Here is a 25793-nt window from a genome sequence, read left to right on the forward strand (position 1 = left end):
TGTGGGTCATGCATGCGTTACGACAGGAGTCGTGGTTTTAGCATGCCTACCTTTCGGAGGAGACTCAAGTCACGCCCCATGGAAAGCGAAGTACCTGGAATGAAAATCAACAGTCTTCTTTAACAGAGCCTATTGAATAAAAAAACACAGCCCATTAAGGCTGTATTTTTAAGTCTACATTATTTTATACGCCAACAGTCATCCAGCTAGCGTCTTGTGGATTTTTTCTCCATGCTGTTAGTTTTGCTACATGGTCTGCTTCAATTGAACCTTGTTCTTTTGCTACTTCTACTAGTGTGTCATAGTCAGTTAGAGAGTAGTATGTTACTTCATTTGCATTGAATTTTTCAACTGCTGCTGGAAGATTATATGTGAAGATAGAAACGACTCCTAGTACTTCGCAGCCTGCTTCACGTAAAGCATCAACGCATGTAATGACGCTACCGCCAGTTGAGATTAAATCTTCAACTACGACTACTTTTTGTCCAGCTTTAATTGGTCCTTCGATTTGGTTTCCTTTTCCGTGACCTTTTGCAGAGCTACGTACATATACCATTGGTAGTTCCATTAAATCACTTGTCCATGCAGCATGTGGAATGCCAGCAGTTGCAGTTCCTGCGATTACATCTACATGCTCGAATTTAGTGTTAATTAATTCAACTAAACCTTTAGCAATGTTTTTACGAATTTCTGGATAGCCAAGCGTTAAGCGATTATCACAATAGATAGGAGATTTGATACCTGATGCCCAAGTAAATGGAGTTTCTGGTTGAAGGCTTACTGCCCCAATGCTTAATAAGTTTGCTGCGATGTTCTTTTTCATACTATTACGCCCTCCCATTGTGCAATTATTTCTTTATATGCTTCTACTGGATTTTCACTTTTTGTAATACTGCGTCCCACTACAATATAGCTACTCCCTAATTGCCTAGCTTTCGCTGGAGTTGTTACACGTACTTGATCATCTACACTATTATCTGCTAAGCGTATGCCTGGTGTTACTGTTATAAAGTTCTCACCTTTAACAGCTGCTTGAACTAATTCTACATCTAGTGGAGAGCAAACTACGCCATCAAGTCCACTTTCTTCTGTTATTGCAGCATATAGTTTAACTGAATCTTTTAAAGATGTAAGTCCTTGTTCTTTGATTACTTGTTCCTCTGAAGTGCTTGTAAGTTGAGTTACAGCTATTAGTAAAGGTCTTTTTTTACCAGCCGGCGTACCTTCTTCTAGCCCTTCTAATGCTGACTTCATCATTTTTGTTCCACCAGCTGCATGCACATTTACCATGTCTACTTCTAAAGATGCGATATTTTTCATAGCATGTTTTACTGTATTTGGAATATCATGAAGCTTCAAATCTAGGAAGATTTGATGTCCTAATTTTTTTAGTTCCTTTATGATTGCTGGACCCTCTTTGTAAAATAATTCCATCCCTACCTTTACATATAGAGATTGTTCAAATTTTTTTACAAAATTCATTACTTCTTCTTTTGAAGAAAAATCAAGCGCGATGACCACTTGTGATGACATGTTGTTTCCAGCTCCTTCCAATACATTCTTCGATCGACTGATATCCATATTTGTTTAATACTTCTGGTAGCTCATCAATGATTGTTGGACAAACAAATGGATCTACAAAGTTTGCCGTTCCTACACCGATTGCACTTGCACCTGCTAGGAAAAACTCTAGCGCATCTTCTGCGTTCATTACGCCACCCATTCCGATGATTGGGATGTTTACTACTTGACTTACATCATGGATCATTCGAATCGCGACTGGTTTAATTGCAGGACCTGATAGTCCACCAGTTTTATTTGCAAGAATCGGTTTTCCCGTTCTTAAATCTAGTCTCATCCCTAGTAATGTATTGATCATTGTTAAACCGTCTGCTCCAGCATTTTCAATTGCTTTTGCGATTTCAACAATGTTTGTTACATTCGGTGATAACTTTACGTAAAGCGGTACTTCACTTACTTCTTTCACTTTTTTTGTTACTTCAGCCGCTGTTGCAGCATCAGTTCCAAATGCAATCCCACCACATTTTACGTTTGGACAAGAAATGTTTAATTCTAATGCTTTTACATTACTTACTTTAGAAATTTCCTTTGCGACCGTTACATAGTCTTCAATCGTTGATCCAGCTATATTTGCAATAATTGGTACATCATAGCTCGATAACCATTTTAATTCTTCGTTTATTACTTTTTCTAAGCCAGGATTTTGAAGTCCAATCGCGTTTAACATCCCTGCTTGCGTTTCCGCTACACGAGGAGTTTCATTTCCGTATCTTGTTTCAACTGTTGTTGCTTTGATCATAATAGCTCCAAGTATACTTAAATCGTAAAGATTGGCAAATTCTCTACCAAATCCGAAGCATCCGGAAGCTGGCATAATAGGATTTTTTAAATCTAAGCCAGGAAGTTTAGTTTGTAATGAAATCATAGTACTACCTCCTCAGCCTGAAATACTGGTCCATCGCTACAAATTTTACGATATGACCCATCTTCTGTATGGCATACACACGCGAAACAAGCACCGATTCCACAGCCCATTCGTTCTTCAAGTGATATATAGCCTTCCTTCATACCTTTATATTGCTGTTGTAAAGCTTTTAACATTACAGTAGGACCACATGCAAAATATTGATCAAATTGTAGCTCTTTTTCACGAATAACATCAGTTACAAATCCTTTCGTACCAAGAGTTCCATCTACTGTTGCCATATATGTTGGTCCTAATTCTGAAAATTCTTCTTCATAAAAAGCTACATCGCCTGAGGCAAAGCCCAGTACATGAACGACATTTACACCACGTGCTTTAAATTGCTTCGAAAGTTCATACATTGGAGGAACACCAATTCCACCACCTACAAGTAGTGCTGTATCCCCTTCTGAAAGCGTTTCAATATCATAACCTTGACCTAGGGGACCTAATACATCAACCTGTTGTCCAACGCTTGCTTCTTTTAAAAGTTTCGTACCTTCACCTTCTGCGCGGAATATCATTGTGAACTCACTTTTCTCTTTGTCGACCGAACATATACTGATTGGTCTTCTTAATAATGGTGTTAGTCCACCAGTCACTTTTATATGGACAAACTGTCCAGGAGAGTGCATCTCCTGAACAAGTTCACCTTTTAATGTCATTTCGACAATTTGATGGGCAATTTCTCTGTTTGAGACAATTGTCATGAGTTCTTTTTTTATCATACTAATACGCCAGCCTTCATTTCTTTGTTTGGTAGTGCAGAAGTTGAGAATGTTAAGCTTTCAATTACTGATAGTATTGCAGTTGCAGTATCTAGTGAAGTTAAGCAAACTACTCCGTTTTCAACTGATTCACGACGAATTCTGAATCCATCACGTGCTGGTTTTTTACCTTTTGTTAGTGTATTGATAACAAACTGCGCATCTCCACGCTTGATCATGTCTAGCATATTGTCCTCATGCTCGTTAATTTTGTTTACTGCTTTTACTGGTACACCGTGGTTTTCTAAATGATTTTTAGTTCCTTCAGTACCGAATACTGTAAATCCAATTTCATGGAAGCGTTTTGCGATATCGACTACCTCTTCTTTATCTTTATCAGCTACTGTAATGATGACTGAACCGTGAGTTGGGATATGCATCCCAGCAGCGATTAGTGCTTTATATAATGCTTTTTGTAGACTTACATCTTTCCCCATTACTTCCCCAGTTGATTTCATTTCAGGGCCTAATGTTATATCTACTGAGCGTAGTTTAGCGAATGAGAACACTGGTGCTTTTACATATACTTCATTACCTTCTGGATGGTAGCCTGTAGCATATCCGAATGAAGCTAGTGTTTGACCTAGTATCACTTTTGTTGCGATATTCGCCATTGGTACATTTGTAATTTTACTTAAGAATGGTACTGTACGACTAGATCTTGGATTAACCTCTAGTACGAATACTTCATCTTTATCTGTTACTACAAACTGGATGTTAAGTAATCCTTTGATATTTAAGCCTTTTGCTAGTTTGATTGTATATTCGATTAATTTTTGCTTCGCAGCGTCTGATACATTTTGTGTAGGGTAAACTGCGATTGAATCTCCTGAGTGAACTCCAGCTCGTTCGATATGCTCCATAATACCTGGGATATATACATCGATTCCGTCAGAGATTGCATCTACTTCAATTTCTTTACCAGTTAAGTAGCGGTCTACTAGTACTGGATGTTCTGGATTAATTTTTACTGCATTTTGCATGTAATGAAGAATTTCTTCACGGTGATATACAATCTCCATAGCGCGTCCACCTAGTACGTATGATGGTCTTACTAGAACTGGATAACCAATTTCATCAGCGATTGCTGCTGCTTCCTCTGCTGTCATTGCTGTTTTACCAAGAGGTTGTGGTACACCTAATTGTTGAAGTGCTTCTTCAAACTTGTCTCTGTCTTCAGCACGATCTAAATCTTCCAGTGAAGTTCCAAGAATTTTCACACCACGCTCTACTAATCTACCTGCTAAGTTAATTGCTGTTTGACCACCAAATTGAACGACAACACCCATCGGTTTTTCTAAATCGATAATGTGCATTACATCTTCTATTGTTAATGGCTCGAAATAAAGTTTGTCTGAGATACTGAAGTCAGTCGAAACTGTTTCTGGATTGTTGTTTATAATGATTGCTTCGTATCCAGCTTCTTTAATTGCTCTTACACAATGTACTGTTGCATAGTCAAACTCAATCCCTTGTCCGATACGTATTGGACCAGAACCAAGTACTACTACACTCTTCTTATCCGTTACAATTGATTCATTTTCGATCTCATATGTTCCGTAGAAATAAGGAGTTGTAGATTCAAACTCAGCTGAACATGTATCAACCATTTTATAGACTGGAATGATTTGATTTTGTTTTCTGAAATCGTATATTTCTTTATTTGTTGCGTTCCAGTGTAATGCAAGGTAATCATCACTGAAGCCCATTTTCTTAGCTTTTAAAAGTACATCAAGTTCAAAATGGTTTTCTTTAATTTGTATTTCCATTTTTATGATGTTTTCGATTTTGTGTAGGAAGAAAAAGTCAATTTTTGTAATATCGTGTATTTCTTCTAACGTCATACCCGTTCTCATTGCTTCAGCAACAATGTATAGTCTTTCATCGTCAGCTTTTGCCATGCGAGTTATCATTTCTTCTTTAGTCAGTTCCTTTACTGCGTTAAGTTCGATATGATTTACGCCTAATTCTAGAGAGCGCACTGCTTTTAATAATGACTCTTCAAGTGTTCTACCGATTGCCATTACTTCTCCCGTTGCTTTCATTTGAGTTCCTAACTGACGGTTTGCTGTTTCAAACTTATCAAATGGCCAGCGTGGAATTTTTGATACGATATAGTCTAATGCTGGCTCGAAGCAAGCATAAGTTTTCTTTGTAACCGGGTTAATCATTTCATCTAGTGTTAAACCTACTGCGATTTTCGCTGCCAATTTAGCAATCGGATAACCTGTAGCTTTCGATGCTAACGCACTTGAACGTGATACACGTGGATTTACTTCAATTACATAGTATTGGAAGCTATCTGGATCTAGTGCAAGTTGTACGTTACATCCACCTTCGATTCCTAATGCACGAATGATTTTTAGTGATACATTTCGTAGCATTTGATATTCACGGTCACTTAATGTTTGAGAAGGAGCTACTACGATTGAATCTCCAGTATGAACTCCAACAGGATCGATGTTTTCCATGTTACATACTACGATCGCATGGTCATTTGCATCACGCATTACTTCATACTCTATTTCTTTAAAACCAGCTATACTTTTCTCTAACAAACATTGTGTTACTGGGCTATTCTTTAATCCACTTGCTACGATTTCTTTTAATTCTTCTTCATCGTGACAAATTCCTCCACCAGTTCCTCCTAGCGTAAAGGCAGGTCTTACGATAACCGGGTAACCAATTTCTTCAACGAAGTCATAAGCTTCTTCTAAATTATGAATGATCGCACTTTCTGGTACTGGCTCGCTTAAGTCATTCATTAATGTTCTGAATAAGTCGCGGTCTTCAGCACGGTTAATCGCTTCTAGCGTCGTTCCTAAGATTTTCACACCACATTCTTTTAACACCCCAGAATTATCTAATGCTACTGCTAGGTTAAGTCCTGTTTGACCTCCTAGTGTCGGTAAAAGTGCATCTGGGCGTTCTTTACGAATGATTCGGCTTACGAAATCTACTGTAAGTGGCTCGATATATACTTTATCTGCTGTTTGTACATCAGTCATAATTGTTGCAGGGTTTGAGTTTACAAGAATTACTTTGTATCCTTCTTCTTTCAATGCCTGACAAGCCTGTGTTCCAGCATAGTCAAATTCTGCTGCTTGACCGATTACGATAGGTCCTGATCCGATTACTAAGATTGTTTTTATGTCTACGCGTTTTGGCATTGTAAGTTCCCCTCTCTCTTCTGTGCTTCCATCATGCTCATAAATTCATCGAATAAATAATTTGCATCTTCTGGTCCAGGTGATGCTTCTGGGTGATATTGTACCGTGAATGCTGGATATTTCTTATGTTTTAGTCCTTCTACTGTTCCATCATTTAGTGCAACATGTGTTACGACTAAATCAGTTCCATCAATTGAATCCATTTCTACTGCATAACCGTGGTTTTGTGAAGTGATTGCTACTTTTCCTGTTTCTAAATGTTTAACTGGATGATTCGCACCACGATGTCCGAATTTAAGTTTTGAAGTATCTCCTCCATTTGCTAGTGCAAATAATTGGTGCCCTAAGCAAATTCCGAATAATGGTACTTTGCCAACTACTTCTTTAATCATTTCGATTGCTACTTGAACATCTTTTGGATCTCCAGGTCCGTTACTTAACATAATTCCGTCTGGAGCAAGTAAGAAAATTTCTTTTGCTGAGATATTGTAAGGCACGACTGTAACGTCACATTTACGATTTGTTAATTCTCTTAAAATGCCATGCTTCATACCAAAGTCTACTAATACTACTCGGTGTCCTCTGCCTGGACTTCTATAAGGCTTTTGAGTTGAAACTCGTTCCACGTGGTTAGTGAATAATGGTGTATTTGTTAATTCTGCAACAACTTCATCAACATTCGCTTCCATACTGCAGAATTTCCCTTTCATCGTTCCAACCTCTCGTAACTTTTTCGTTAACATTCGTGTATCGATACCTGCTAAACCTGGGATTCCTTTGTCTTTACAATATTGATCTAAGCTCATTTTATTTCGGAAATTTGAAGGATGCTCAGCATATTCTTTAACAATTAATCCATGTACTGCTGGAACAATGCTTTCAAAATCCTCTAAGTTAATTCCGTAATTACCTACTAAAGGGTAAGTAAATGTTACGATTTGTCCACAGTAAGATGGGTCAGTTAATACTTCTTGATATCCTGTCATACCTGTTGTAAATACGATTTCTCCTGTTGTTTCAACTTCGCTACCAAATCCTTCTCCTACAAAAACTGTTCCGTCTTCTAATATTAATTGACGCATCATACTGTTACTTCCCCACTTTCATATACTAATTTGCCATTTACCATTGTCATTACTGGCCAACCTTTACATTTCCAGCCATCGAATGGTGTATTTTTACCTTTTGAAAGGAATGTTGCTGAATCAATTTCTTCTTGAAGTTCTAGATCGATTACTGTTAAATCTGCAACTGCTCCAACTTCTATTTTTCCTCTTTTGATGTTAAATACTTCTGCTGGTTTTACTGTCATAAAATCTATTAGCTGTTTTAGTGACATTTTTCCAGTTTGTACAAAGTGTGTGTTTAATAGTGGGAATGCTGTTTCTAAGCCTACAATCCCAAAAGGAGCTAGCTGCATTCCTTGCGCTTTTTCTTCTGCTGTATGAGGTGCATGATCAGTTGCAATCATATCGATTGTTCCATCAAGTAAACCTTCTATTAATGATTCTCTATCTAATGATCCTCTTAATGGAGGATTCATTTTAAAGTTTGTATCAAGACCAGGAATGTCATCTTCACATAAAATTAAGTGATGTGGTGACACTTCCGCTGTTACATTTATGCCAGCTTTTTTAGCATCTCTTACGACTCTTACTGATTCTTTTGTACTGATATGGCAAACGTGATAGTGACATCCAGCTGCTTCTGCTAAAAGAACATCTCGTGCAATTTGTACACTCTCACAAATTGATGGGATTCCATTTAATCCATTTTCTTTTGAGAATTTCCCTTCATGTACACAGCCTTTTTGGATTAATGTATTCTCTTCGCAGTGAGCTACGATTGAAACATTCATTTCAGCAGCTTTTTGCATTGCTTTATACATCATCTCGGCTGATTGAACGCCTACTCCATCATCGGTGAATGCAAATGCACCATTATTTTTTAATGCTTCAAAATCCGTTTGCTCTTCTCCAGCTTGACGAATTGTGATTGAAGCATAAGGAAGTACATTAACTAACGCAGTATCCTCAATTTTTTTATTTAATGATTGTAAGTGTTCGATTGTATCTGGTACTGGTCGAGTATTTGGCATTGCCGCAATCGTCGTAAAACCGCCTCTTGCTGCTGCTTTTGTACCTGTTTCGATTGTCTCCTTATGTTCTCCGCCCGGCTCTCTCAAGTGTACATGAACGTCGATAAAACCTGGTGAAAGTAATTTCCCCTCAAGCTCAATGATTGTTGCTTCTTGATCGATGATTGTTTCAGCAATGACTGAAATTTTCCCATTCACTACTAATACATCACGTTTTAGAAATTCACCGTTTTCTTGTAAGATGACACCGTTTTTAAACAAGTACTTCATTTTTCATCTCTCCCCATACATTTGGTAAGGCTCTTTTTAATACTGCCATTCGTACGTAAACGCCATTTTCCATTTGCTTAAAGATTCTTGAACGCTCGCATTCAACTACTTCACTAGCAATTTCTACATCTCTATTAAATGGAGCCGGATGCATGATAATGCTAGTTGGTTTCATTTTGGCTTCGCGCTCAACCGTTAGACCATGCTTTTGTAAATAATTTTCCATGATATGGTTTGTTTCTGAGTCATGACGTTCATGTTGAACTCTTAACAGCATCATGACATCAACCTCTTCAACTAATTCGTCTAAGTTTCTGTAAGTTCCATACTGATTTTTTTCATCTTTCCATTCATCTGGGCTTGAGAAATATACTTCCGCACCTAATCTTGTTAGAGCTTCTGCATTTGAACGGGCAACTCTTGAATGTCTTAGATCACCTACAATCGCTACTTTTAATCCTTCAAAATGTCCAAATTCTTGTTTAATCGTTAAAAGATCTAGTAGACATTGTGTCGGGTGATTTCCACATCCGTCACCTGCATTTAGGATTGGCATTCCAGCATCTTCAATTTCTTGAAAGTACTCATCTTCTGTATGACGGATCACAACCGCTTCTACACCAATTGCTTTAAGGGTTTTAACTGTGTCATATAAAGTTTCACCTTTTTGAATACTTGAACTTTCAACAGCTAGGTTGATGACTTCAAGTCCTAGTTTCTTTTGGGCAACTTCAAAGCTAAAACGAGTTCTCGTACTATTCTCAAAAAATAAATTTGCAACAAATGTCTGACGCTTTAGACTAGTTTTTTCTCCATTTGCAAACATTAGAGCTTCCATTAGCAAATTTTGAATTTCTTCGATTGTTAAATCAGATATGGTTAATAAATGATTCATTCGTCATCCCCCTAAATGAATTTCATCTTTTTTCAGCAGAGCACCCCATTCAGAGTGCTCTAAACTATTCATGCTTTATGAAGCTTTTTCATTGTTCATTTCCATATTGCGATCTCCACCAATTTTTTCTGGTAGGACCAGATTTAGTAGAACACCGATTAGTGCTGCTAATGCCATTCCTTCAAGAGTGAAGACATTTCCTACATGTATTGTTGCTCCGCCAATTCCTAGAACTAGGATAACCGAAGCGATGACTAAGTTACGTTGTTTACTAAAGTCGATTTTATTTTCAACTAGCACTCTTAACCCGCTTGAAGCGATGATTCCAAATAGTAGAATTGAGATTCCGCCCATTACTGGTGTTGGGATTGAACTAATGATTGCTGAAATCTTTCCTACGAATCCGAATATCATGGCGAAGATTGCAGCACCTACGAACAGATAAACACTGTAAGCTCTTGTTATGGCTAATACACCAATGTTTTCACCATAAGTTGTCGTTGTTGGACCACCGATTAGACCTGCAATCATTGTTGAAACGGCGTCTCCGAAAAGTGAACGGTCTAAGCCAGGATCCTTAATTAAATCTTTATCTACTACATTTCCAAGCACTACTTGATGTCCAATATGTTCAGAAATTGTTACGATTGCGACTGGTACAAAGATTAAAAGTAACTGTAATGTGATTTCTGGTGTGTAGTCTACAAATGGTACTGAGAAATCCGGTACTTCGATCCATTTTGCTTCTGCGACTTTCGTGAAGTCTACGATTCCAAAGAAGATTGAAGTAATGTAACCACCGATTATTCCTACTAAGATTGGTATGACTGATAAAAACCCTCTTGTGAATAATGCTGTTACGATTGTGATTGCTAAAGTGATTAATGCGATTGTGATTGATGTTGAGCTATACTTACCATCTGCTCCGTTCATTGCCATACCTACCGCTACAGATGATAAGCCTAATCCGATTACGATAATGACTGGTCCAACTACGATTGGCGGTAATATTTTGAATAACCATTTTACGCCGACTTTGTTAATGATTAGTGCAATCACCGCATATACAACACCAGTGATAAACACCCCTACAAACGCTGCTCCGGTCCCAAGATTCTTTATAGCAAAGCTCATCGGAGCAATGAATGCGAATGATGATCCTAAGTAAGAAGGGACTCTACCTCTTGTAATGAGTACAAAAACGATTGTTCCAATCCCACTAGATATTAATGCGATTGCTGGAGAAATTCCGATTAAAATTGGTGCTAATACTGTTGCTCCGAACATTGCGAATAAATGCTGTATACTTAGGAAAAACCATTGACTTAAACTTGGTTTTTCATTTATTTCTAATACTGGTTTCTGTTTTATCATTTAGATTCCCCCATTTTTTTATAAAAAAAACTCTTTGTGATTTACACAAAGAGTCCAATACGTTGCTATAAAGGCAGCAACTAACTAGACCCTTTGGCGGCCTCTCTGGACCACATTAAAAGGGACTTTTAATTTTCAAATATACTTACTTTATCATGTTCATCTGTTTCCTTAAGCGCTACGACTACTTTTTCATCACTTGATGTTGGAATATTTTTACCAACATAGTCTGCGCGAATTGGAAGCTCACGATGTCCACGGTCGATTAATACTGCTAATTGAATTTGTGATGGTCTACCAAGGTCCATTACAGCGTCCATTGCGGCACGAACTGTTCTACCAGTGTAAAGCACATCATCAACTAAGATTACTTTTTTGTTTGTTAGATCTACTGGAACATTTGAACCTTTTACTAATGGTTCATTGTTTTCAGTCTTAGTTGTTAAGTCATCGCGATATAGCGTAATATCTAGGTCACCCATAATGACTTCTTTACCTTCGATTTGCTTAATTCTTTCAGCAATTCGTTGAGCTAGGAAAACACCTCTTGTTTTAATCCCAACTAATACGACATCTTGAATGCCTTTATTATTTTCAAGCATTTCATGAGCAATTCTAGTTAACCCTCTTCTAATTGCAAGTTCGTCTAAGATGATTGCCTTTTCGTTCATTCTCCCTTACCTCCTACTTTTAGTTTGTAGAAGCAAAAACCCTCTTGCCCGATGGACAAGAGGGTAGCACAAAAGGATACAGTTATCCCTTTTATATTCCGCTTCCTTCTCAACCTCACGGGGTTGTGTTAAAGGTTCATTCAACTGTCCTCATTATGCCTCACTAGGCAAGAGTTGTCAACAGTTATCTTCTTAAATGTTCGATAACATCTTCCATTACTTTTGGAATAGGAGATGAAAACTCCATATATTCACCTGTTCTTGGATGCTTAAATCCTAATACTGCAGCATGAAGTGCTTGTCCATCAATATCAATTGTTTTCCTTGGTCCATATTTTGGATCTCCAGCTAATGGGAACCCGATATATTTCATATGAACACGAATTTGATGTGTACGACCTGTTTCAAGCTGACATTCAACTAATGTAAACTCTTCAAAACGTTCAAGTACTTTAAAATGCGTCACTGCTTCTTTTGCATTTTCTTCTGTAACCGTCATACTTTGGCGATCAGATTTATCTCTTCCGATTGGGGCATCAATCGTACCCTCTTCATGTTCAATTACACCATGAACAATCGCAATATATTTACGAACTGTTGTTTTTTCACGTAATTGTTTTGCAAGTTTTTCATGCGCTACATCATTTTTGGCAACCATTAGAAGGCCAGATGTATCCTTATCAATTCGATGAACAATTCCTGGTCTTAACACGCCATTAATTCCAGATAAATCTTTACAATGATACATTAATGCATTCACTAAAGTACCAGTTTCATGACCTAATGCAGGGTGAACAACCATCCCACGAGGTTTATTTACTACGATAACATCACTGTCTTCGTAATAAATTTCCAGCGGAATATTCTCTGCAATAACTTCTAAAGGCTTTGGATCAGGTACTGAAACTGATATTTCATCGCCTTGCTTTACTTTGTAATTTCGCTTTACTTTTTCACCATTTACTAATACCAAATCTTCTTTTAACCAGATTTGTACTTGTGAACGAGACCACTCATCATTTTGAGCCGTAATAAAAGTATCGATTCTTTCTAAATGTTGCTCTTCTTCAACTGCAAATGTAAAAACTGTCATTCTTTAACTCCTCTTTTTTCTTCCAATAAAGTAATAATAAATAATAAAACGACTCCAATACAAAGTGCAGAATCGGCAATGTTAAACACAGGAAAATCATATCCAAAAATATAAACATGTATAAAATCAACTACTTCTTTACGGAAGAAACGATCGATAAAGTTTCCAATCGCGCCACCTAATACAAGACCTAAAGAAATAGATAAAAGACGATCATTTTTCGCATGCTTTTGAATAAAGTAAACGACTGCTACAACAAATACAAGTGTAATAATGTAGAAAAATCCCATTTTACCTTGTAGCATGCCCCAAGCCGCTCCTCTGTTACGATGAGATGTTATGTAAAAAATATTTTTAATGATTTCAATACTTTCACCTAAATACATCTTCTTTAATACTGCAAGCTTTGTTAATTGGTCAATTAAAATGACAATTAGTGCAATAATATATGCCATATTTATCCCCTACCTTATTAGATATCTCATAAAAGTTTAGCATAGGGGAGACGTTTATACAATGAAATACAAATCAGTAGTATGTTCTGACATAACTAAAGTCATCAATTGTCCTACCTGTAGGAAGAACTTTTAATTTCTCAATGGGAATTTGTTGTCCAGTTATTTCACAATATCCGTATAATCCATTATCAATTTTTTGTATTGCAAGCTCAATATCATACAAATCATTCTTCATATCATCAACAAGAATTTGATGTTTCGTTGTTTCCTCATATAAAGAAAGATGAGGTTCAACGCCAATTGAATGAATTGGTTCAGAAAATAAACGATGTAGCAATTCATTTTTTATCATTTCGAGTTCTTGTCTTATATGGTAAATTTCATTGCTCATCTTGTTCACTCCCTTTTTGGATTGTAAATATAATTTTCCCAGAACTGACATTCATAATAGGTGAAAGTTTTTCCTTTAAAGGAAACTCATAAAGATATTCCCATTAATAAATCTGTTAGTTTTAGATGCATATCTATTAAATGGCCGCTGTAAACTTTTACATTGTTGCTATAAGAATGCGTTAGTTGATTATTGCTTTACATTCTCAAAGCAACAAACCTTTTAGAAAAAGCTTATTTAATAAATTCAATTGTGGAAATAAAAAAAAGACTGTCTATATAGACAGTCTAAAAATATGAATAATTTAACTACAAAAAGATCAGTCAGTAAATTGCTGAGTCCAATATGTTCCTACTTTACCTACACCTAAATGTTGAAAGTTTTTGCTCATAATGTTTGCTCTATGACCTTCAGAATGCATCCAATCATACATTACTTGTGATGGAGTTGTTTGACCATGAGCAATATTTTCACCTTTATACCCACCGTTGAATGATAAAGTTGAATGATACATACTGTTTGCATTACTCATTGTTTGTGACCATTGTTGAGCTGTTCCATTTAAATAGCTAGTTAATGTTAATGGCTTTAACCCACCTTTACCACGTTCAGTATTTACTAAGTCTAAAATTTGCTGTTGAGTAGAGCTAGAACTTGCTATCTTTGCAGTTTTTGGCGCTATATATTTCACGTATTTTTTTAGAATATATCTTGTTTTACCTTTGTTACTAATTTTCACAAAAGTACGATTGTAACCTGTGTAAGTAATTTTTTGATTTTTAGTCAGGTAACCAACAGTCTTAGAACTAATATAAGGCTTTTCCTTTATTGCTAATTTATTTGCAATTACTGCTCCAGATGTTGCTCCAACACTTGTCGTTTCAATTCCTAAAATCATTGTGATAGCTACTACAATCCCTAAAACTGATTGAGTAACTTTTTTGAAAGTATTATTCATGGTGTACTCCTCAATAGTTGAATTTTTGTAATTGTTTACAAATTAATCATACACCAATACATACACACATACAACAATACATACAATAAGGAAAAAATTACTATTACCGATGTTTCTCTTCTTCTAATTCTCTTTTAAATTCTTCTTTTAGAATTTCTCTTACATCATCTCTCTTTAAGATCTCTTTGAAAAATTCTCTAATACCTCGTTTATGAAATTCAGTAAGCATCTCATCTCTTACTCGTTCAACTTCAACAACCTGATCAATCTCGTTTGGTAGTACCTCTTTCACATTTGGTTCATTTCTTCCTAACAGGAAATATGAACGTTTAATACTTTGTTGTATACTTGAACGACTTTTCATCTCCAAGTCTGCAATTTCTTGGTAGCTATATCCTTTTTCTCTTAGTTCCACTCTCTTTTTCATTAAATCCGTCAACTTATTCCAATTCGGATTTTTTTCGTAATTCATCTTATCAAACCTTTTCACTTTAATAATTTCATACTAATTAAACATAACATACACCAACACAACCATATTTACAATGTTTGAAAAATATGAAATTTTTAATGATTAACAACTTAATTAAGAATTCAATGGTTTAACGTTTTTAATAGTTAGGTTTTTTTCTCTAGGATTAAAATAGTCCTTTATTTCATTCTTTTTTAAATTGAAAAAAAAAGCCGAAAGTTTAACTTTCGACTTTGTCTTCAAATGCTTCAAGCACTTTTACATTACATTTCTTTTACAACACTTGCACAACGTAAGCATAGTGTTGAATGCTCTTCATCTTTTCCTACTTCTTCTGTTACAACCCAACAACGTTCACATGTTTCACCAGTGGCAGGAGTAACTTCAATACTTAATGAATCAAATTTCTGAGCTGTTTGTGGCACTTTTGCATCACGATCAGCTACTTCAACATGAGATACGATTAATAATTGTTTTAAGTCTTCATTAATTGATTGTAATAAATCAGATACTTCTGCGTTAGGATAAATTTTAACTGCAGCAGTTAAAGATTTACCGATTACTTTTTCATTACGAGCAACTTCTAATGCTTTTAATACATCATCACGTAAGTCCATGAATTTTTCCCATTTCGCTACTAACTCAGTAGTGTCACCAAAGTTATTTACCTCAGGCATTTCAGTTAAGAAAATGCTATCAACTGATGTTCCTGCCATATGCGTCCAAACTTCTTCAGCTGTATGAGGTAAAATTGGAGCAACTAAACGTGTAAGAGCTTGTAATGATTCATGTAATACAGTTTGAATTGCTAAACGATCTTTATTTGATTTTGGCTCGATATACAATACATCTTTTGATAAATCAAAATAGAATGAACTTAATTCAGTTGTACAGAAATTTTGAATTGTATGATATACAGTGGCAAATTCATATTTTTCATATGATTCACGTACTGTTTTTACAACATCATTTAATTTAACAAGCATGTATTGATCTAATTCACGAAGTTCATCAAATTTTAATGCATCTGTTTCTGCATTAAATCCATCTAAGTTTCCTAATAAGAAACGGAAAGTGTTTCGGATTTTACGATAAACTTCAGCTACTTGTTTCATTAATGCATCTGAAATACGTACATCAGATTGATAATCAACAGAAGCTACCCATAAACGTAAAATATCTGAACCATATTGATTCATGATTTTTGAAGGAAGAACGATATTACCAATAGACTTACTCATTTTACGTCCTTCACCATCTAATACGAAACCATGACTCACTACTGATTTATATGGCGCTTGACCAGTAACAGCAACACTTGTGCTTAATGATGAGTTGAACCAACCACGGTACTGATCTGAACCTTCTAAATACACATCAGCTGGGAATGATAATTCTTCACGAGTTGTTAACACAGCTTGATGTGAAGATCCGCTATCAAACCATACATCCATTATATCTTTTTCTTTAGTGAATTTACCATTTGGTGAACCAGGATGAGTAAATCCTTCAGGTAATAATTCTTTTGCTTCTTTTTCAAACCAGATGTTAGAACCATTTTCTTTAAATAAATTAGAAACATGTTCAATTGTTTCTTCTGTAATGATTGCTTCTCCATCTTCAGCATAAAATACTGGGATTGGTACACCCCAAACACGTTGACGAGAAATACACCAGTCTCCACGGTCACGTACCATGTTGAATAGTCTTGTTTCACCCCAAGCAGGGAACCAGTTTGTATCTTGTACAGCTTGCATTAATTGATCACGAATTGCTTCAATTGAAGCAAACCATTGAGCTGTAGCACGGAAGATAATTGGTTTTTTTGTTCTCCAGTCATGTGGATATGAATGCGTGATAAATTGTAGTTTAAGTAAAGCACCTTTTTCTTCTAATGCTTTTGTAATTTCTTTATTTGCTTCATCATAGAATAACCCTTCGAAACCAGGTGCTTCTTTTGTTAATACACCTTTTTCATCAACTGGACAAAGTACGTCTAAGCCGTACTGTTGACCTACTCGGAAGTCGTCTTCACCATGACCTGGAGCTGTATGAACACAACCTGTTCCAGCATCAGTTGTTACATGATCACCAAGAATAACAACAGATTGACGATCGTATAATGGATGTTTACAAACGATTCCTTCAAGCTGGCTACCGTTAAATGTATTTTCAACAACAGCATCTTCCCAACCTAATTCAGTTGATACTGACTCTCTTAATTCACTTGCAACTACAAATTTGTCACCATTTACTGCTACAACATCATAGTTAAGTTCTGGATGTAAACAAACTGCTAAGTTAGCTGGAATTGTCCATGGAGTCGTCGTCCAAATGATGAATTTCTCTCCACCATTTAATACATTTTTTCCATTTTCAACTGAGAATGCAACATAGATTGATGCAGATCGTTTATCTTGATATTCAATTTCTGCTTCAGCTAATGCAGATTCACTTGATGGAGACCAATAAACTGGTTTAAGACCTTTATAGATTAAGCCTTTTGTCGCCATTTTACCGAAAACTTTAATTTGTTCTGCTTCATATTCTTTTTCAAGCGTAATGTATGGACGATCCCAATCACCTAAAATTCCTAAACGCTTAAATTGTTCTTTTTGACGTTCAACTTGCTCGTAAGCATACTCTTCACAAAGTTTACGAAATTCGGCTACTGACATTTCTTTACGATTGACTTTTTTGTTCGCTAACGCTTGTTCAATTGGTAAACCATGTGTATCCCATCCTGGAACGTAAGGGGAACGATAGCCATTCATATTGTAAAAACGAACGATAAAATCTTTTAAGACTTTATTTAGTGCATGCCCCATATGTAGGTCACCATTCGCATATGGAGGGCCATCATGTAAGATAAATGATGGTTTTCCTGCATTGTGTTTCATTACAGTTGTATAGATATCTTTCGCATTCCAGTCCTCTTGAATTTGAGGTTCACGCTGCGGTAAATTCCCTCTCATTGGAAATTCTGTTTTTGGCATCAATAACGTATCTTTATATTCCATTTGATACTCCTCCTGTTTATGGTTTTAATCCTTTTTTAAATAGTCGAGTTCCACATTAACGCATTCTATCCATCTTCTAAATCTTTTATTAGTTAGGTTTTTTGTTCGTACAAATTAGTACAGACAACTAAAACCTCGATTCACCAGAATAAATGAATAGAATTGAATCGTTTAAAACAATCCCAATCGGTTATAAATAGAGCACAAAAAAACCTTTCTCATCCCAATAAAGGGACGAGAAAGGTTTTCCCGTGGTACCACCCTAATTGACTATAAATTAACTTTATAATCCACTTAGCATTCGTAACGTGAACGAAACGGCTGTTCTTACTAACGTTCAGAAAAGCTCTCAAGGGTGATTTTCGTTCTATTTTTCTACATCAAGCTTTCACTATCCTTGACTCGCTAACTAGATTTTATAGAAGTACTCTTCCCTATCACCGATTAACTATTAATATTTAATAAATTATATGTAAAACTTTACAAATCGTCAAGGCTTCTTAAAATTAGTTTGCTATTTCTTCTGTTTCTTTATCTAAAATATGATCCCAATCTTCATGACTTAACATCTCTAATTGAGTCTCAATTGCCATACGAAGTCTTGTACGGAAAACTTTTGATTGTTTTTTAAGCTCTTCAAATTCCATTGTTACTTTTCGAGATTTGATTAAAGCTTCGTTGATAATACGATCTGCATTTTTTTCTGCTTCTTTTATAATTAATTTTGCTTCTTTTTGAGCATTTCCTTTTACATCTTCTGCAGCTTCTTGAGCAATTAAAATTGACTTATTTAAAGTTTCTTCAATAGTAGAAAAATGTTTTAATCTTTCTTTCATATCTAACATTTGTTCTTCTAATTGTTTCTTTTCACGAATAACTAGTTCATAGTCCTTGATCACTTGGTCAAGAAATTCGTTCACTTCGTCTTCGTCATATCCTCGAAAACTTTTACCAAATTCTTTATTATGAATATCAAGTGGTGTTAAAGGCAATTAAGCCACCTCCATGTAAGTTCTTAAATATAGGTTATTATTACTTTTCGACAGTTTCTACGAATATCCTTCTACATTTTCTGACTATTTTTTGACACCGTATTGAATCCGCCATTTTTCTTTTTTAGACATTCCATCTATCGAAAGAAGCATTCCTCTTCCAAATCCTTTTACGGATAGTAAGTCTCCTTCTCCACAAATAAATGAAGTTGAATCAATGATTTTTTGATTTACTTTGACATGTTCAGCTTTTATTAATGCCTGTGCTTTCTGGCGTGATATATGATAAAACTCACTAATTAATACATCTAGACGAAGAGATGAAATTGTACCATGTCTAGATTGCCAGTCGTCTTCAATTTCAACTAGTTCATTAAATGGAATTCTCTCTAGTTTAATCGGCGATTTACCGATAGAATTCAAGTTATTCTCAACAAAAACTGCTATTTCCTCGGCAACAATTATTTGTATAACATCATCTTTTAATAAAATATCACCAAATTTTGCTCTTGTCATACCTAATGACATAAGCGTCCCAAGTACTTGTCTATGTGATAAAGAATGAAATTTCACAGCATAGCTTAAATTAAATGCGGTTAGAGAAAAATCATCATCCATTGGTGAATAGTAATTTGGAAAAATGAGTGCACGTTTGCGCTCACTATTTTCCTGACCGCCAAAAAAAGAAACAATATATTCTGATTGATTCCCGATAATTGTACTCATAATCTTTTGTTCTCTTATATCAAGGAAATCAGTTAACTTTGGCGAGTATCGTTCAATTACTTGCTCTTTCCAATTTATCACTTGATCAACAAATACATGCTCTTCTTTTCGATAATGATCGTATATACTCATTGAAGCATTCCTCTGTTTCTACACAAAATAAATAGTAAAAAAGAGAACCGTTTCGATTCTCTTTTTAGAAGTAAGTACTAAGCGCATATATACCTCTCATTGCAAATTGTAACGTAATTAAAGCTACAATTGGCGAGAAATCAAACATTCCGATTGACGGTATAATACGACGGAACGGCTCTAAGTATGGTTCTGCTATTCTTCCGATAAATCGACCGAAAGATGATTGTTGTACTTGTGGAAACCAGGACATAATGATGTGAATCACTAATATCGTTTGATATACTTGTACCGCATGATACAAGATTGATAAAATAAAGTCCATCTATTTACCACCTTTTAATGGATTGTTCTTCCTCAAATAACATATCTGTAATTGTTCCAGAAATATCTACATTATCTGGAGTACAAATGAATGTATTTGTTCCGATTTTTTTTATATCTCCACTAATTGCATAAACAGTACCACTTAGAAAATCAACGAAGCGTTTTGCTTGATCAATTTGCATTTGTTGAAGATTGATCACAACAGCTTTTTTAGATTTCAAGTGATCTGCAACATCTTGTGCTTCTGCATATTCACGTGGCTGTGCCAATACAACTTTTGACGTCAAGGATGCTCCTCCTGGTATACTTACTAATTTTTGCTTTGAATTACTACGTTCTTGATGTACTTCTTCATTAACATGCTTAGAAACAGGTTGTTGTTCCTCATACTCATATTCATCGTCTTCGTACTCATCATCCATTGCAAAAAAGTTTCTTACTTTTCCGATAAAACTCATAGCTATTTACCTTCCCTTTCCAACTAAATCTGTCCCAACGCGAATGAAGGTTGCTCCTTCTTCTATCGCAATTTCAAAATCGTTTGACATCCCCATCGATAATTCATTACATGGAACATTTGCTATTTCTAATTCTTTAATTTTCAACTGTAAATCCTTTAATCCTTTAAAACTATTTCTTATGATTTGCTGATCTTCAGTATACGGTGCCATCGTCATTAATCCAACAACAAGTACCTTATCTAGTTCAGCTAATTCACGAGCAAAATTAAGCACTTCTTCAGGCGATAAACCATGTTTTGATTCCTCACCAGAGACATTTACTTGTATAAAACACTTTAATGGTTCATTCGCTCTTTTTTGGATTTCCTGTGCCAGTGACATTCTATCTAAAGAATGAAGGTAATCTATGCGATGGATTATATCTTTTACTTTTCTTGTTTGTAATGAACCAATAAAATGCCAAACAACGTCAGTATCAATTTGATTTTGCTTATCTTCTAAACCTTCAAATCGATTTTCCCCTAATTGGTTGATCCCAAGCTCCAATACCTCTTTAGCTACATTTGCTGATACTTCTTTTGTAACAGCTATTAACGTAACTTGATCTTCACGATTTGACCTGTTTTTTGCAGAACGTATTTGCTCGCTAATTCTTTCATAGTTTTGTTTGATCGTCATGCTGCTATATCCTCCAACCAATAAAGCTCATCATTCTACCTGTTTTCCCTTCATCTCTTCGATGAGAAAAAAATGTATTCGGGTTACAGCTTGTACAATAAGTTGTAACGTAAATATTTTCTTTTGGGACTCCAGCTTCAATGAGCAATTGTTTGTTTGCTTCTTTTAAATCCAAAGAGTATTTACCATTTGGCATATTTGTCAAAACAGATGGCGGTATATTGTTCGAAAATGCATCATTTACCTTGTTCTTCACAAAATCATCTACCTCATAACAACAATTGCCAATTGATGGACCAATGACTACTTGAATATTTTTTACATTAATAGCTTCTTCCGTTAACCACTTTTGGATTAAATTCCCGCCTATATTTGAAACGGTACCTTTCCATCCAGCATGCGCTAATCCAATGTATTTTTTTGTAGGTTCAAGAAAATATAATGGTACGCAGTCCGCATAACAAGAAGTAAGTAAAACATTTTCTTCATTCGTATAAAAGCCATCTGTGCCTGGGATGCCACTACTATAATCAGTAACACCTTTTCCACATTCGTCCTTTGTAACCTTCACTACATTATTGCCATGTATTTGTTCAGAGCAAACCCATTTCGTAATTGGATAGTTGATTTCTTTAGCAAGTAATTCTCTATTCTCAACTACGTGGTCTTCTGAATCATTTACATGTAAACCTACATTAAAAGAAGAGAAACAACCTTGACTAACTCCACCATTTTTTGTTGTAAAACCTGCAACTAAATGTTTGTATGAGTCTTCCCAAGGTTGTATCTTAAAAGTACTTTCAGTCGATTGAATGAAACAGTCTTTCATATCTAAAGAACCTCACAAAACGTATTTAGTAAATATTACTATCTAAACCACTATTAGGGTTTCCTATATTTTACCATAGATTTCATATTTTTGATTATTTTTGACAAAACACTCTATATTTTTTAAGGTAAATTTACAGGTTTTACTGCATTTCCGTCTAAATCTACTGTCGAACGATATTTTACAAGGATGACATCCTCACCAATTTTCACTATATCGCTCCAATAAATCGTCATTTCTTCTTCCTTACTAAAAAAATTCAGTCCTTTTCCAGGCTTTGTTAAAATAATTGATGTAATTTTCCCGCTTAATTGATCAATATCTAAATCAACAATATTACCTAACTTTTTACCATCAGCAACATTCACTACATCTTTCACTTGAAAGTCAGAAATTCTTGCCACTATCTCTTCACCTTCCTTTTTAACAAATATATGAAGACAATGAGACGAATATTGATTTTATTTAAAATAAAAATGTGTTAAACAATGAATTGTTCCTTACCTCATTGTCTAACACAATTATTATCGGAAATACTACGACTAATTACAGTTTAATGACTATATAATCTAGATTTGGAAGAATTTAGAAGTACCAATGTTTAATTCGTGCTGCTTTATTAGATGAGTAGTCGCCTTCTTTTTTCTTGGTGTCCAGCTTCGGCTCCTAGCTCCTCGAGGTCATAAGTCAAGCCCAGTTAAAGGTTAAAGAGCAACCTTTATCAGTGCTCGCCTTATGCTTGTCGGAGCTGAACAGTCGCCTCCGCTTTTCTTGGTGTCTAGCTCCGGCTCCTAGCCCCTCAAGGTCATAAGTCAAGCCCAGTTAAAGGTTAAAGAGCAACCTTTATCTGGGCTCGCCTTATGCTTGTCGGGGCTAAACAGTCGCCTCCGCTTTTTTTGTGTCTAGTTCCACAAGCTAGCTCCACATTTCGTTTCAACCTTGAATATTCTTGTTCATTTGTTTGATTGCTGATTTTTCTAGTCTTGAAACTTGTGCTTGTGAAATTCCGATTTCTTCAGCAACTTCCATTTGTGTTTTTCCTTGGAAAAATCTTTTGCTTATGATCATTTTTTCTCTATCGTTTAGTCTTTTCATTCCTTCGCGTAGTGCAAGTTCTTCTACCCATTGCTCGTCCTTATTTTTATCATCACTTAGCTGATCCATCACGAAAATTGGATCGCCTCCGTCATTATATATAGGTTCAAATAACGAAACTGGATCTTGAATTGCATCTAATGCGAAGACAATTTCTTCATGTGTAACACCTAATACTTCTGCAATTTGAACTGGTGTTGGCTCTTTCGAATTCTCAGCCAATAGACGCTCTCTTACTTGAAGAGCCTTGTATGCAATGTCTCTTAGTGATCTTGATACTCTGATTGGATTATTATCGCGTAAGTATCTTCTTATTTCTCCTATGATCATCGGTACTGCATACGTTGAAAATTTTACATTTTGACTTAAATCGAAATTATCAATCGATTTCATTAGCCCAATACAACCCACTTGAAATAAGTCATCCACAAATTCTCCACGATTATTAAAACGTTGTATAACACTCAGAACAAGACGTAAATTTCCGTTTACGATTGTTTCTCTTGCACTACGGTCACCGCTTTGCATCGCATGAAATAACTTTCGCATCTCATCATTTTTTAAAACTGGAAGTTTCGAAGTATCTACACCACATATTTCTACTTTGTTTCGTGTCATGATGTTCCCTCCTACTTTGGAGTTGCTGTACTATAGGTAAGTATCTCCTTCGGTGGAAAATTTATGCACGAAAACATATTTACAAAATATTTAACATTTTACATTCAAATAAAAAAAAAGAATAGAAAATGAGTACACTCATCTTCTATTCTTTTTGTCTATTACACCATTTTATTAAACTCTTTACGAAGCCTTTTTATGATTCTTTTTTCTAAGCGAGAGATGTATGATTGGGAAATTCCAAGCATATCTGCAACATCTTTTTGTGTTTTTTCTTCTGTTCCATCAAGACCAAATCTAAGTTCCATAATTTGTTTTTCACGATCATTTAATTGATCTAATGCTTTTGTTAATAAAGATTTATCTACATTTGCTTCTAAATCCTTCGTAATAATATCATCCTCAGTCCCTAGGACATCAGACAGTAATAATTCATTTCCATCCCAATCAATATTAAGTGGTTCATCAAATGACACTTCAGAACGATTTTTATTATTTCTTCGTAAATGCATTAAGATTTCATTTTCAATACATCTAGAAGCATAAGTTGCTAGTTTAATTTTCTTTTCAGGATTGAAGGTATTAACCGCTTTAATGAGACCAATTGTACCAATACTGATTAAATCCTCAATATTAATACCCGTATTTTCAAATTTTCTTGCTATATAGACGACGAGTCGTAAATTTCGTTCAATTAATAAAGAGCGTGCACCAAGATCACCATTTGGCAGCTTCTGTAATAGCTTTTCTTCTTCTTCTCTTGTTAAAGGTGGCGGAAGTGCTTCACTACCTCCTATGTAAAAAACTTCATCGGCTTTCAAGCCAAGTTTCACTAAGAGCTTATAAAATCCTAATTTTAATTTTAAGAAAAAACGATACATTTTCTACCTCCTATGCGATTTCGTTAATCGTTCCCTGCATCATTTTTGGATGAAGGATACATTCATATAAGTTGTCAGAAGACAAAGTGACATGACTTAATCCTAATAAGACAGATTTCGTAGAGTACCATTTTCCATTAATTTTTAAGCGAACGACTGTTGGTTTAATAGCAACTAGTAATTGATTACTTTGACCAATGCTTTTATAAGGTACGAACGATGCTTGGAAAAAACTTAAGACATCTAATGACTCTTTGCCTTGTAATGTACTTTCTGAATCACGTACTAACTTAACTAATTCTCCAGGAAGTCCAAAATCTTTTGTAGAACAATCTAAAATGATAACTGGCTTTCTTGAAAGTGGCTCATGAAGTGAATTTCCACTGTCCATTAATCCTTTTGTATGGATGGTAGTATTTCTCCATACGATTTCCATTTCATACATTTCGTTTAATTTCCATTTTGTAAAGGCAATCTGGTTGATAGACTTCCTTGCAAATAAAATGACGATTGGTATCATCCCTAATACAAAATACCAACTTAATGGATCCCCATAAAACGAAGACTTTGATAAATTATTAGAATCTGATTGAAATAAATAATGTAGTCCTAATAGTGCTCCACCTAGTAAAAAAGTAGAAAAATAGAAAATACTGATACATTGTAAAAATGTAATCATACGTTGTTTTCCAAATGAAAAAAATACAATGAAAAATGATAATAATATTTTCATAAAGGGTGAACTAACAACATATGCATATGGAGTAAACGTTAATAAAACAACGATAGAACCTATAAATGCGCCTAAAAACGAACGAAAAATAGATACATTTCTCTTTAGGATCAAACCTGTCAGTTGGATAATCAAAAAATCCATTAACAAGTTTAATAACCAAACAAGATCACCATATATCACCAATATTGTCGCCATC

26 protein-coding genes and 1 other annotated feature are annotated in these 25793 nt (G+C 35.3%); all 26 genes read right to left on the reverse strand.

Features of this window, described 5'->3' with window-relative positions; all coding sequences use genetic code 11:
- Positions 1–184 precede the first annotated feature (184 nt).
- Positions 185–823, reverse strand: coding sequence for an orotate phosphoribosyltransferase (gene pyrE / locus ACX6U0_RS04565; RefSeq protein WP_464958791.1), 639 nt, complete (start codon positions 821–823; stop codon positions 185–187).
- Positions 820–1533: an orotidine-5'-phosphate decarboxylase gene (pyrF, locus tag ACX6U0_RS04570; protein WP_464958792.1), complete on the reverse strand. Its 714-nt coding sequence runs from the start codon at positions 1531–1533 to the stop codon at positions 820–822. Before pyrF ends, pyrE begins: the two co-directional genes overlap by 4 nt.
- Complete coding sequence (locus tag ACX6U0_RS04575) at positions 1505–2446, reverse strand: dihydroorotate dehydrogenase (RefSeq protein WP_464958793.1); 942 nt, start codon at positions 2444–2446, stop codon at positions 1505–1507. Before ACX6U0_RS04575 ends, pyrF begins: the two co-directional genes overlap by 29 nt.
- Positions 2443–3213 carry a dihydroorotate dehydrogenase electron transfer subunit gene (locus ACX6U0_RS04580; RefSeq protein ID WP_464958794.1) on the reverse strand — a complete coding sequence of 257 codons (771 nt, stop codon included), beginning with the start codon at positions 3211–3213 and terminating at the stop codon, positions 2443–2445. Before ACX6U0_RS04580 ends, ACX6U0_RS04575 begins: the two co-directional genes overlap by 4 nt.
- Positions 3210–6422 carry a carbamoyl-phosphate synthase large subunit gene (gene carB / locus ACX6U0_RS04585; protein WP_464958795.1) on the reverse strand — a complete coding sequence of 1071 codons (3213 nt, stop codon included), beginning with the start codon at positions 6420–6422 and terminating at the stop codon, positions 3210–3212. Before carB ends, ACX6U0_RS04580 begins: the two co-directional genes overlap by 4 nt.
- A complete protein-coding gene (locus ACX6U0_RS04590; RefSeq protein WP_464958796.1) occupies positions 6407–7507 on the reverse strand; it encodes a carbamoyl phosphate synthase small subunit in 1101 nt (366 codons plus the stop codon). Before ACX6U0_RS04590 ends, carB begins: the two co-directional genes overlap by 16 nt.
- Positions 7504–8790, reverse strand: coding sequence for a dihydroorotase (locus tag ACX6U0_RS04595; RefSeq protein ID WP_464958797.1), 1287 nt, complete (start codon positions 8788–8790; stop codon positions 7504–7506). Before ACX6U0_RS04595 ends, ACX6U0_RS04590 begins: the two co-directional genes overlap by 4 nt.
- Positions 8774–9685, reverse strand: a complete 912-nt coding sequence (locus ACX6U0_RS04600; protein WP_464958798.1) for an aspartate carbamoyltransferase catalytic subunit — start codon at positions 9683–9685, stop codon at positions 8774–8776. Before ACX6U0_RS04600 ends, ACX6U0_RS04595 begins: the two co-directional genes overlap by 17 nt.
- A gap of 75 nt (positions 9686–9760) precedes the next feature.
- Entirely contained in the window at positions 9761–11056 is a 1296-nt protein-coding gene (gene uraA / locus ACX6U0_RS04605; protein ID WP_464958882.1) for a uracil permease, read from the reverse strand.
- Between the two features lie 131 nt (positions 11057–11187).
- On the reverse strand, positions 11188–11730 hold the full coding sequence (gene pyrR / locus ACX6U0_RS04610) for a bifunctional pyr operon transcriptional regulator/uracil phosphoribosyltransferase PyrR (protein WP_464958799.1): 543 nt from the start codon (positions 11728–11730) through the stop codon (positions 11188–11190).
- A 184-nt stretch (positions 11731–11914) separates the two neighbouring features.
- Entirely contained in the window at positions 11915–12823 is a 909-nt protein-coding gene (locus ACX6U0_RS04615; RefSeq protein WP_464958800.1) for an RluA family pseudouridine synthase, read from the reverse strand.
- Positions 12820–13278, reverse strand: coding sequence for a signal peptidase II (lspA, locus tag ACX6U0_RS04620; protein ID WP_464958801.1), 459 nt, complete (start codon positions 13276–13278; stop codon positions 12820–12822). The genes ACX6U0_RS04615 and lspA overlap by 4 nt, the downstream gene beginning before the upstream one ends.
- A gap of 73 nt (positions 13279–13351) precedes the next feature.
- Positions 13352–13672 (reverse strand): TraR/DksA family transcriptional regulator, encoded by a 321-nt coding sequence (locus ACX6U0_RS04625; protein WP_464958802.1) that lies wholly within the window; start codon positions 13670–13672, stop codon positions 13352–13354.
- Positions 13673–13991: 319 nt separating this feature from the next.
- Complete coding sequence (locus tag ACX6U0_RS04630) at positions 13992–14630, reverse strand: CAP domain-containing protein (protein ID WP_464958803.1); 639 nt, start codon at positions 14628–14630, stop codon at positions 13992–13994.
- A gap of 103 nt (positions 14631–14733) precedes the next feature.
- The gene (locus ACX6U0_RS04635) at positions 14734–15102 is read right to left on the reverse strand and encodes a hypothetical protein (protein ID WP_464958804.1); all 369 of its coding nucleotides are present in this window, start codon (positions 15100–15102) and stop codon (positions 14734–14736) included.
- A gap of 263 nt (positions 15103–15365) precedes the next feature.
- Entirely contained in the window at positions 15366–18122 is a 2757-nt protein-coding gene (gene ileS / locus ACX6U0_RS04640; protein WP_464958805.1) for an isoleucine--tRNA ligase, read from the reverse strand.
- A gap of 227 nt (positions 18123–18349) precedes the next feature.
- Positions 18350–18572: a binding site (T-box leader), on the reverse strand.
- A gap of 56 nt (positions 18573–18628) precedes the next feature.
- On the reverse strand, positions 18629–19114 hold the full coding sequence (locus ACX6U0_RS04645) for a DivIVA domain-containing protein (RefSeq protein ID WP_088000280.1): 486 nt from the start codon (positions 19112–19114) through the stop codon (positions 18629–18631).
- A gap of 84 nt (positions 19115–19198) precedes the next feature.
- On the reverse strand, positions 19199–19972 hold the full coding sequence (locus ACX6U0_RS04650) for a YlmH family RNA-binding protein (RefSeq protein ID WP_464958806.1): 774 nt from the start codon (positions 19970–19972) through the stop codon (positions 19199–19201).
- A 64-nt stretch (positions 19973–20036) separates the two neighbouring features.
- Positions 20037–20297 (reverse strand): YggT family protein, encoded by a 261-nt coding sequence (locus tag ACX6U0_RS04655; RefSeq protein WP_464958807.1) that lies wholly within the window; start codon positions 20295–20297, stop codon positions 20037–20039.
- Positions 20298–20301: 4 nt separating this feature from the next.
- Positions 20302–20757, reverse strand: coding sequence for a cell division protein SepF (locus tag ACX6U0_RS04660; RefSeq protein WP_464958808.1), 456 nt, complete (start codon positions 20755–20757; stop codon positions 20302–20304).
- A gap of 6 nt (positions 20758–20763) precedes the next feature.
- Entirely contained in the window at positions 20764–21438 is a 675-nt protein-coding gene (locus tag ACX6U0_RS04665; protein WP_464958809.1) for a YggS family pyridoxal phosphate-dependent enzyme, read from the reverse strand.
- Positions 21439–21442: 4 nt separating this feature from the next.
- Positions 21443–22267: a peptidoglycan editing factor PgeF gene (gene pgeF / locus ACX6U0_RS04670; protein ID WP_464958810.1), complete on the reverse strand. Its 825-nt coding sequence runs from the start codon at positions 22265–22267 to the stop codon at positions 21443–21445.
- 122 nt (positions 22268–22389) lie between these two features.
- Positions 22390–22671 carry a YlmC/YmxH family sporulation protein gene (locus tag ACX6U0_RS04675; RefSeq protein WP_464958811.1) on the reverse strand — a complete coding sequence of 94 codons (282 nt, stop codon included), beginning with the start codon at positions 22669–22671 and terminating at the stop codon, positions 22390–22392.
- Positions 22672–23200: 529 nt separating this feature from the next.
- Positions 23201–23980 (reverse strand): RNA polymerase sporulation sigma factor SigG, encoded by a 780-nt coding sequence (gene sigG, locus ACX6U0_RS04680; protein WP_056471070.1) that lies wholly within the window; start codon positions 23978–23980, stop codon positions 23201–23203.
- A gap of 161 nt (positions 23981–24141) precedes the next feature.
- Positions 24142–24861: an RNA polymerase sporulation sigma factor SigE gene (gene sigE / locus ACX6U0_RS04685; protein ID WP_192601359.1), complete on the reverse strand. Its 720-nt coding sequence runs from the start codon at positions 24859–24861 to the stop codon at positions 24142–24144.
- A gap of 10 nt (positions 24862–24871) precedes the next feature.
- Entirely contained in the window at positions 24872–25777 is a 906-nt protein-coding gene (spoIIGA, locus tag ACX6U0_RS04690; protein ID WP_464958883.1) for a sigma-E processing peptidase SpoIIGA, read from the reverse strand.
- Positions 25778–25793 lie beyond the last annotated feature (16 nt).

Source organism: Gottfriedia sp. ABJ_BB2_2 (assembly GCF_055484705.1).

What these genes read in the sequence shown, in the direction of transcription:
- pyrE (WP_464958791.1), bottom strand. Translation starts at nt 823, where the DNA reads ATGAAAAAGAACATCGCAGCAAACTTATTAAGCATTGGGGCAGTAAGC.
- pyrF (WP_464958792.1), bottom strand. Translation starts at nt 1,533, where the DNA reads ATGTCATCACAAGTGGTCATCGCGCTTGATTTTTCTTCAAAAGAAGAA.
- ACX6U0_RS04575 (WP_464958793.1), bottom strand. Translation starts at nt 2,446, where the DNA reads ATGATTTCATTACAAACTAAACTTCCTGGCTTAGATTTAAAAAATCCT.
- ACX6U0_RS04580 (WP_464958794.1), bottom strand. Translation starts at nt 3,213, where the DNA reads ATGATAAAAAAAGAACTCATGACAATTGTCTCAAACAGAGAAATTGCC.
- carB (WP_464958795.1), bottom strand. Translation starts at nt 6,422, where the DNA reads ATGCCAAAACGCGTAGACATAAAAACAATCTTAGTAATCGGATCAGGA.
- ACX6U0_RS04590 (WP_464958796.1), bottom strand. Translation starts at nt 7,507, where the DNA reads ATGATGCGTCAATTAATATTAGAAGACGGAACAGTTTTTGTAGGAGAA.
- ACX6U0_RS04595 (WP_464958797.1), bottom strand. Translation starts at nt 8,790, where the DNA reads ATGAAGTACTTGTTTAAAAACGGTGTCATCTTACAAGAAAACGGTGAA.
- ACX6U0_RS04600 (WP_464958798.1), bottom strand. Translation starts at nt 9,685, where the DNA reads ATGAATCATTTATTAACCATATCTGATTTAACAATCGAAGAAATTCAA.
- pyrR (WP_464958799.1), bottom strand. Translation starts at nt 11,730, where the DNA reads ATGAACGAAAAGGCAATCATCTTAGACGAACTTGCAATTAGAAGAGGG.
- ACX6U0_RS04615 (WP_464958800.1), bottom strand. Translation starts at nt 12,823, where the DNA reads ATGACAGTTTTTACATTTGCAGTTGAAGAAGAGCAACATTTAGAAAGA.
- lspA (WP_464958801.1), bottom strand. Translation starts at nt 13,278, where the DNA reads ATGGCATATATTATTGCACTAATTGTCATTTTAATTGACCAATTAACA.
- ACX6U0_RS04625 (WP_464958802.1), bottom strand. Translation starts at nt 13,672, where the DNA reads ATGAGCAATGAAATTTACCATATAAGACAAGAACTCGAAATGATAAAA.
- ACX6U0_RS04630 (WP_464958803.1), bottom strand. Translation starts at nt 14,630, where the DNA reads ATGAATAATACTTTCAAAAAAGTTACTCAATCAGTTTTAGGGATTGTA.
- ACX6U0_RS04635 (WP_464958804.1), bottom strand. Translation starts at nt 15,102, where the DNA reads ATGAATTACGAAAAAAATCCGAATTGGAATAAGTTGACGGATTTAATG.
- ileS (WP_464958805.1), bottom strand. Translation starts at nt 18,122, where the DNA reads ATGGAATATAAAGATACGTTATTGATGCCAAAAACAGAATTTCCAATG.
- ACX6U0_RS04650 (WP_464958806.1), bottom strand. Translation starts at nt 19,972, where the DNA reads ATGAGTATATACGATCATTATCGAAAAGAAGAGCATGTATTTGTTGAT.
- ACX6U0_RS04655 (WP_464958807.1), bottom strand. Translation starts at nt 20,297, where the DNA reads ATGGACTTTATTTTATCAATCTTGTATCATGCGGTACAAGTATATCAA.
- ACX6U0_RS04660 (WP_464958808.1), bottom strand. Translation starts at nt 20,757, where the DNA reads ATGAGTTTTATCGGAAAAGTAAGAAACTTTTTTGCAATGGATGATGAG.
- ACX6U0_RS04665 (WP_464958809.1), bottom strand. Translation starts at nt 21,438, where the DNA reads ATGACGATCAAACAAAACTATGAAAGAATTAGCGAGCAAATACGTTCT.
- pgeF (WP_464958810.1), bottom strand. Translation starts at nt 22,267, where the DNA reads ATGAAAGACTGTTTCATTCAATCGACTGAAAGTACTTTTAAGATACAA.
- sigG (WP_056471070.1), bottom strand. Translation starts at nt 23,980, where the DNA reads ATGACACGAAACAAAGTAGAAATATGTGGTGTAGATACTTCGAAACTT.
- sigE (WP_192601359.1), bottom strand. Translation starts at nt 24,861, where the DNA reads ATGTATCGTTTTTTCTTAAAATTAAAATTAGGATTTTATAAGCTCTTA.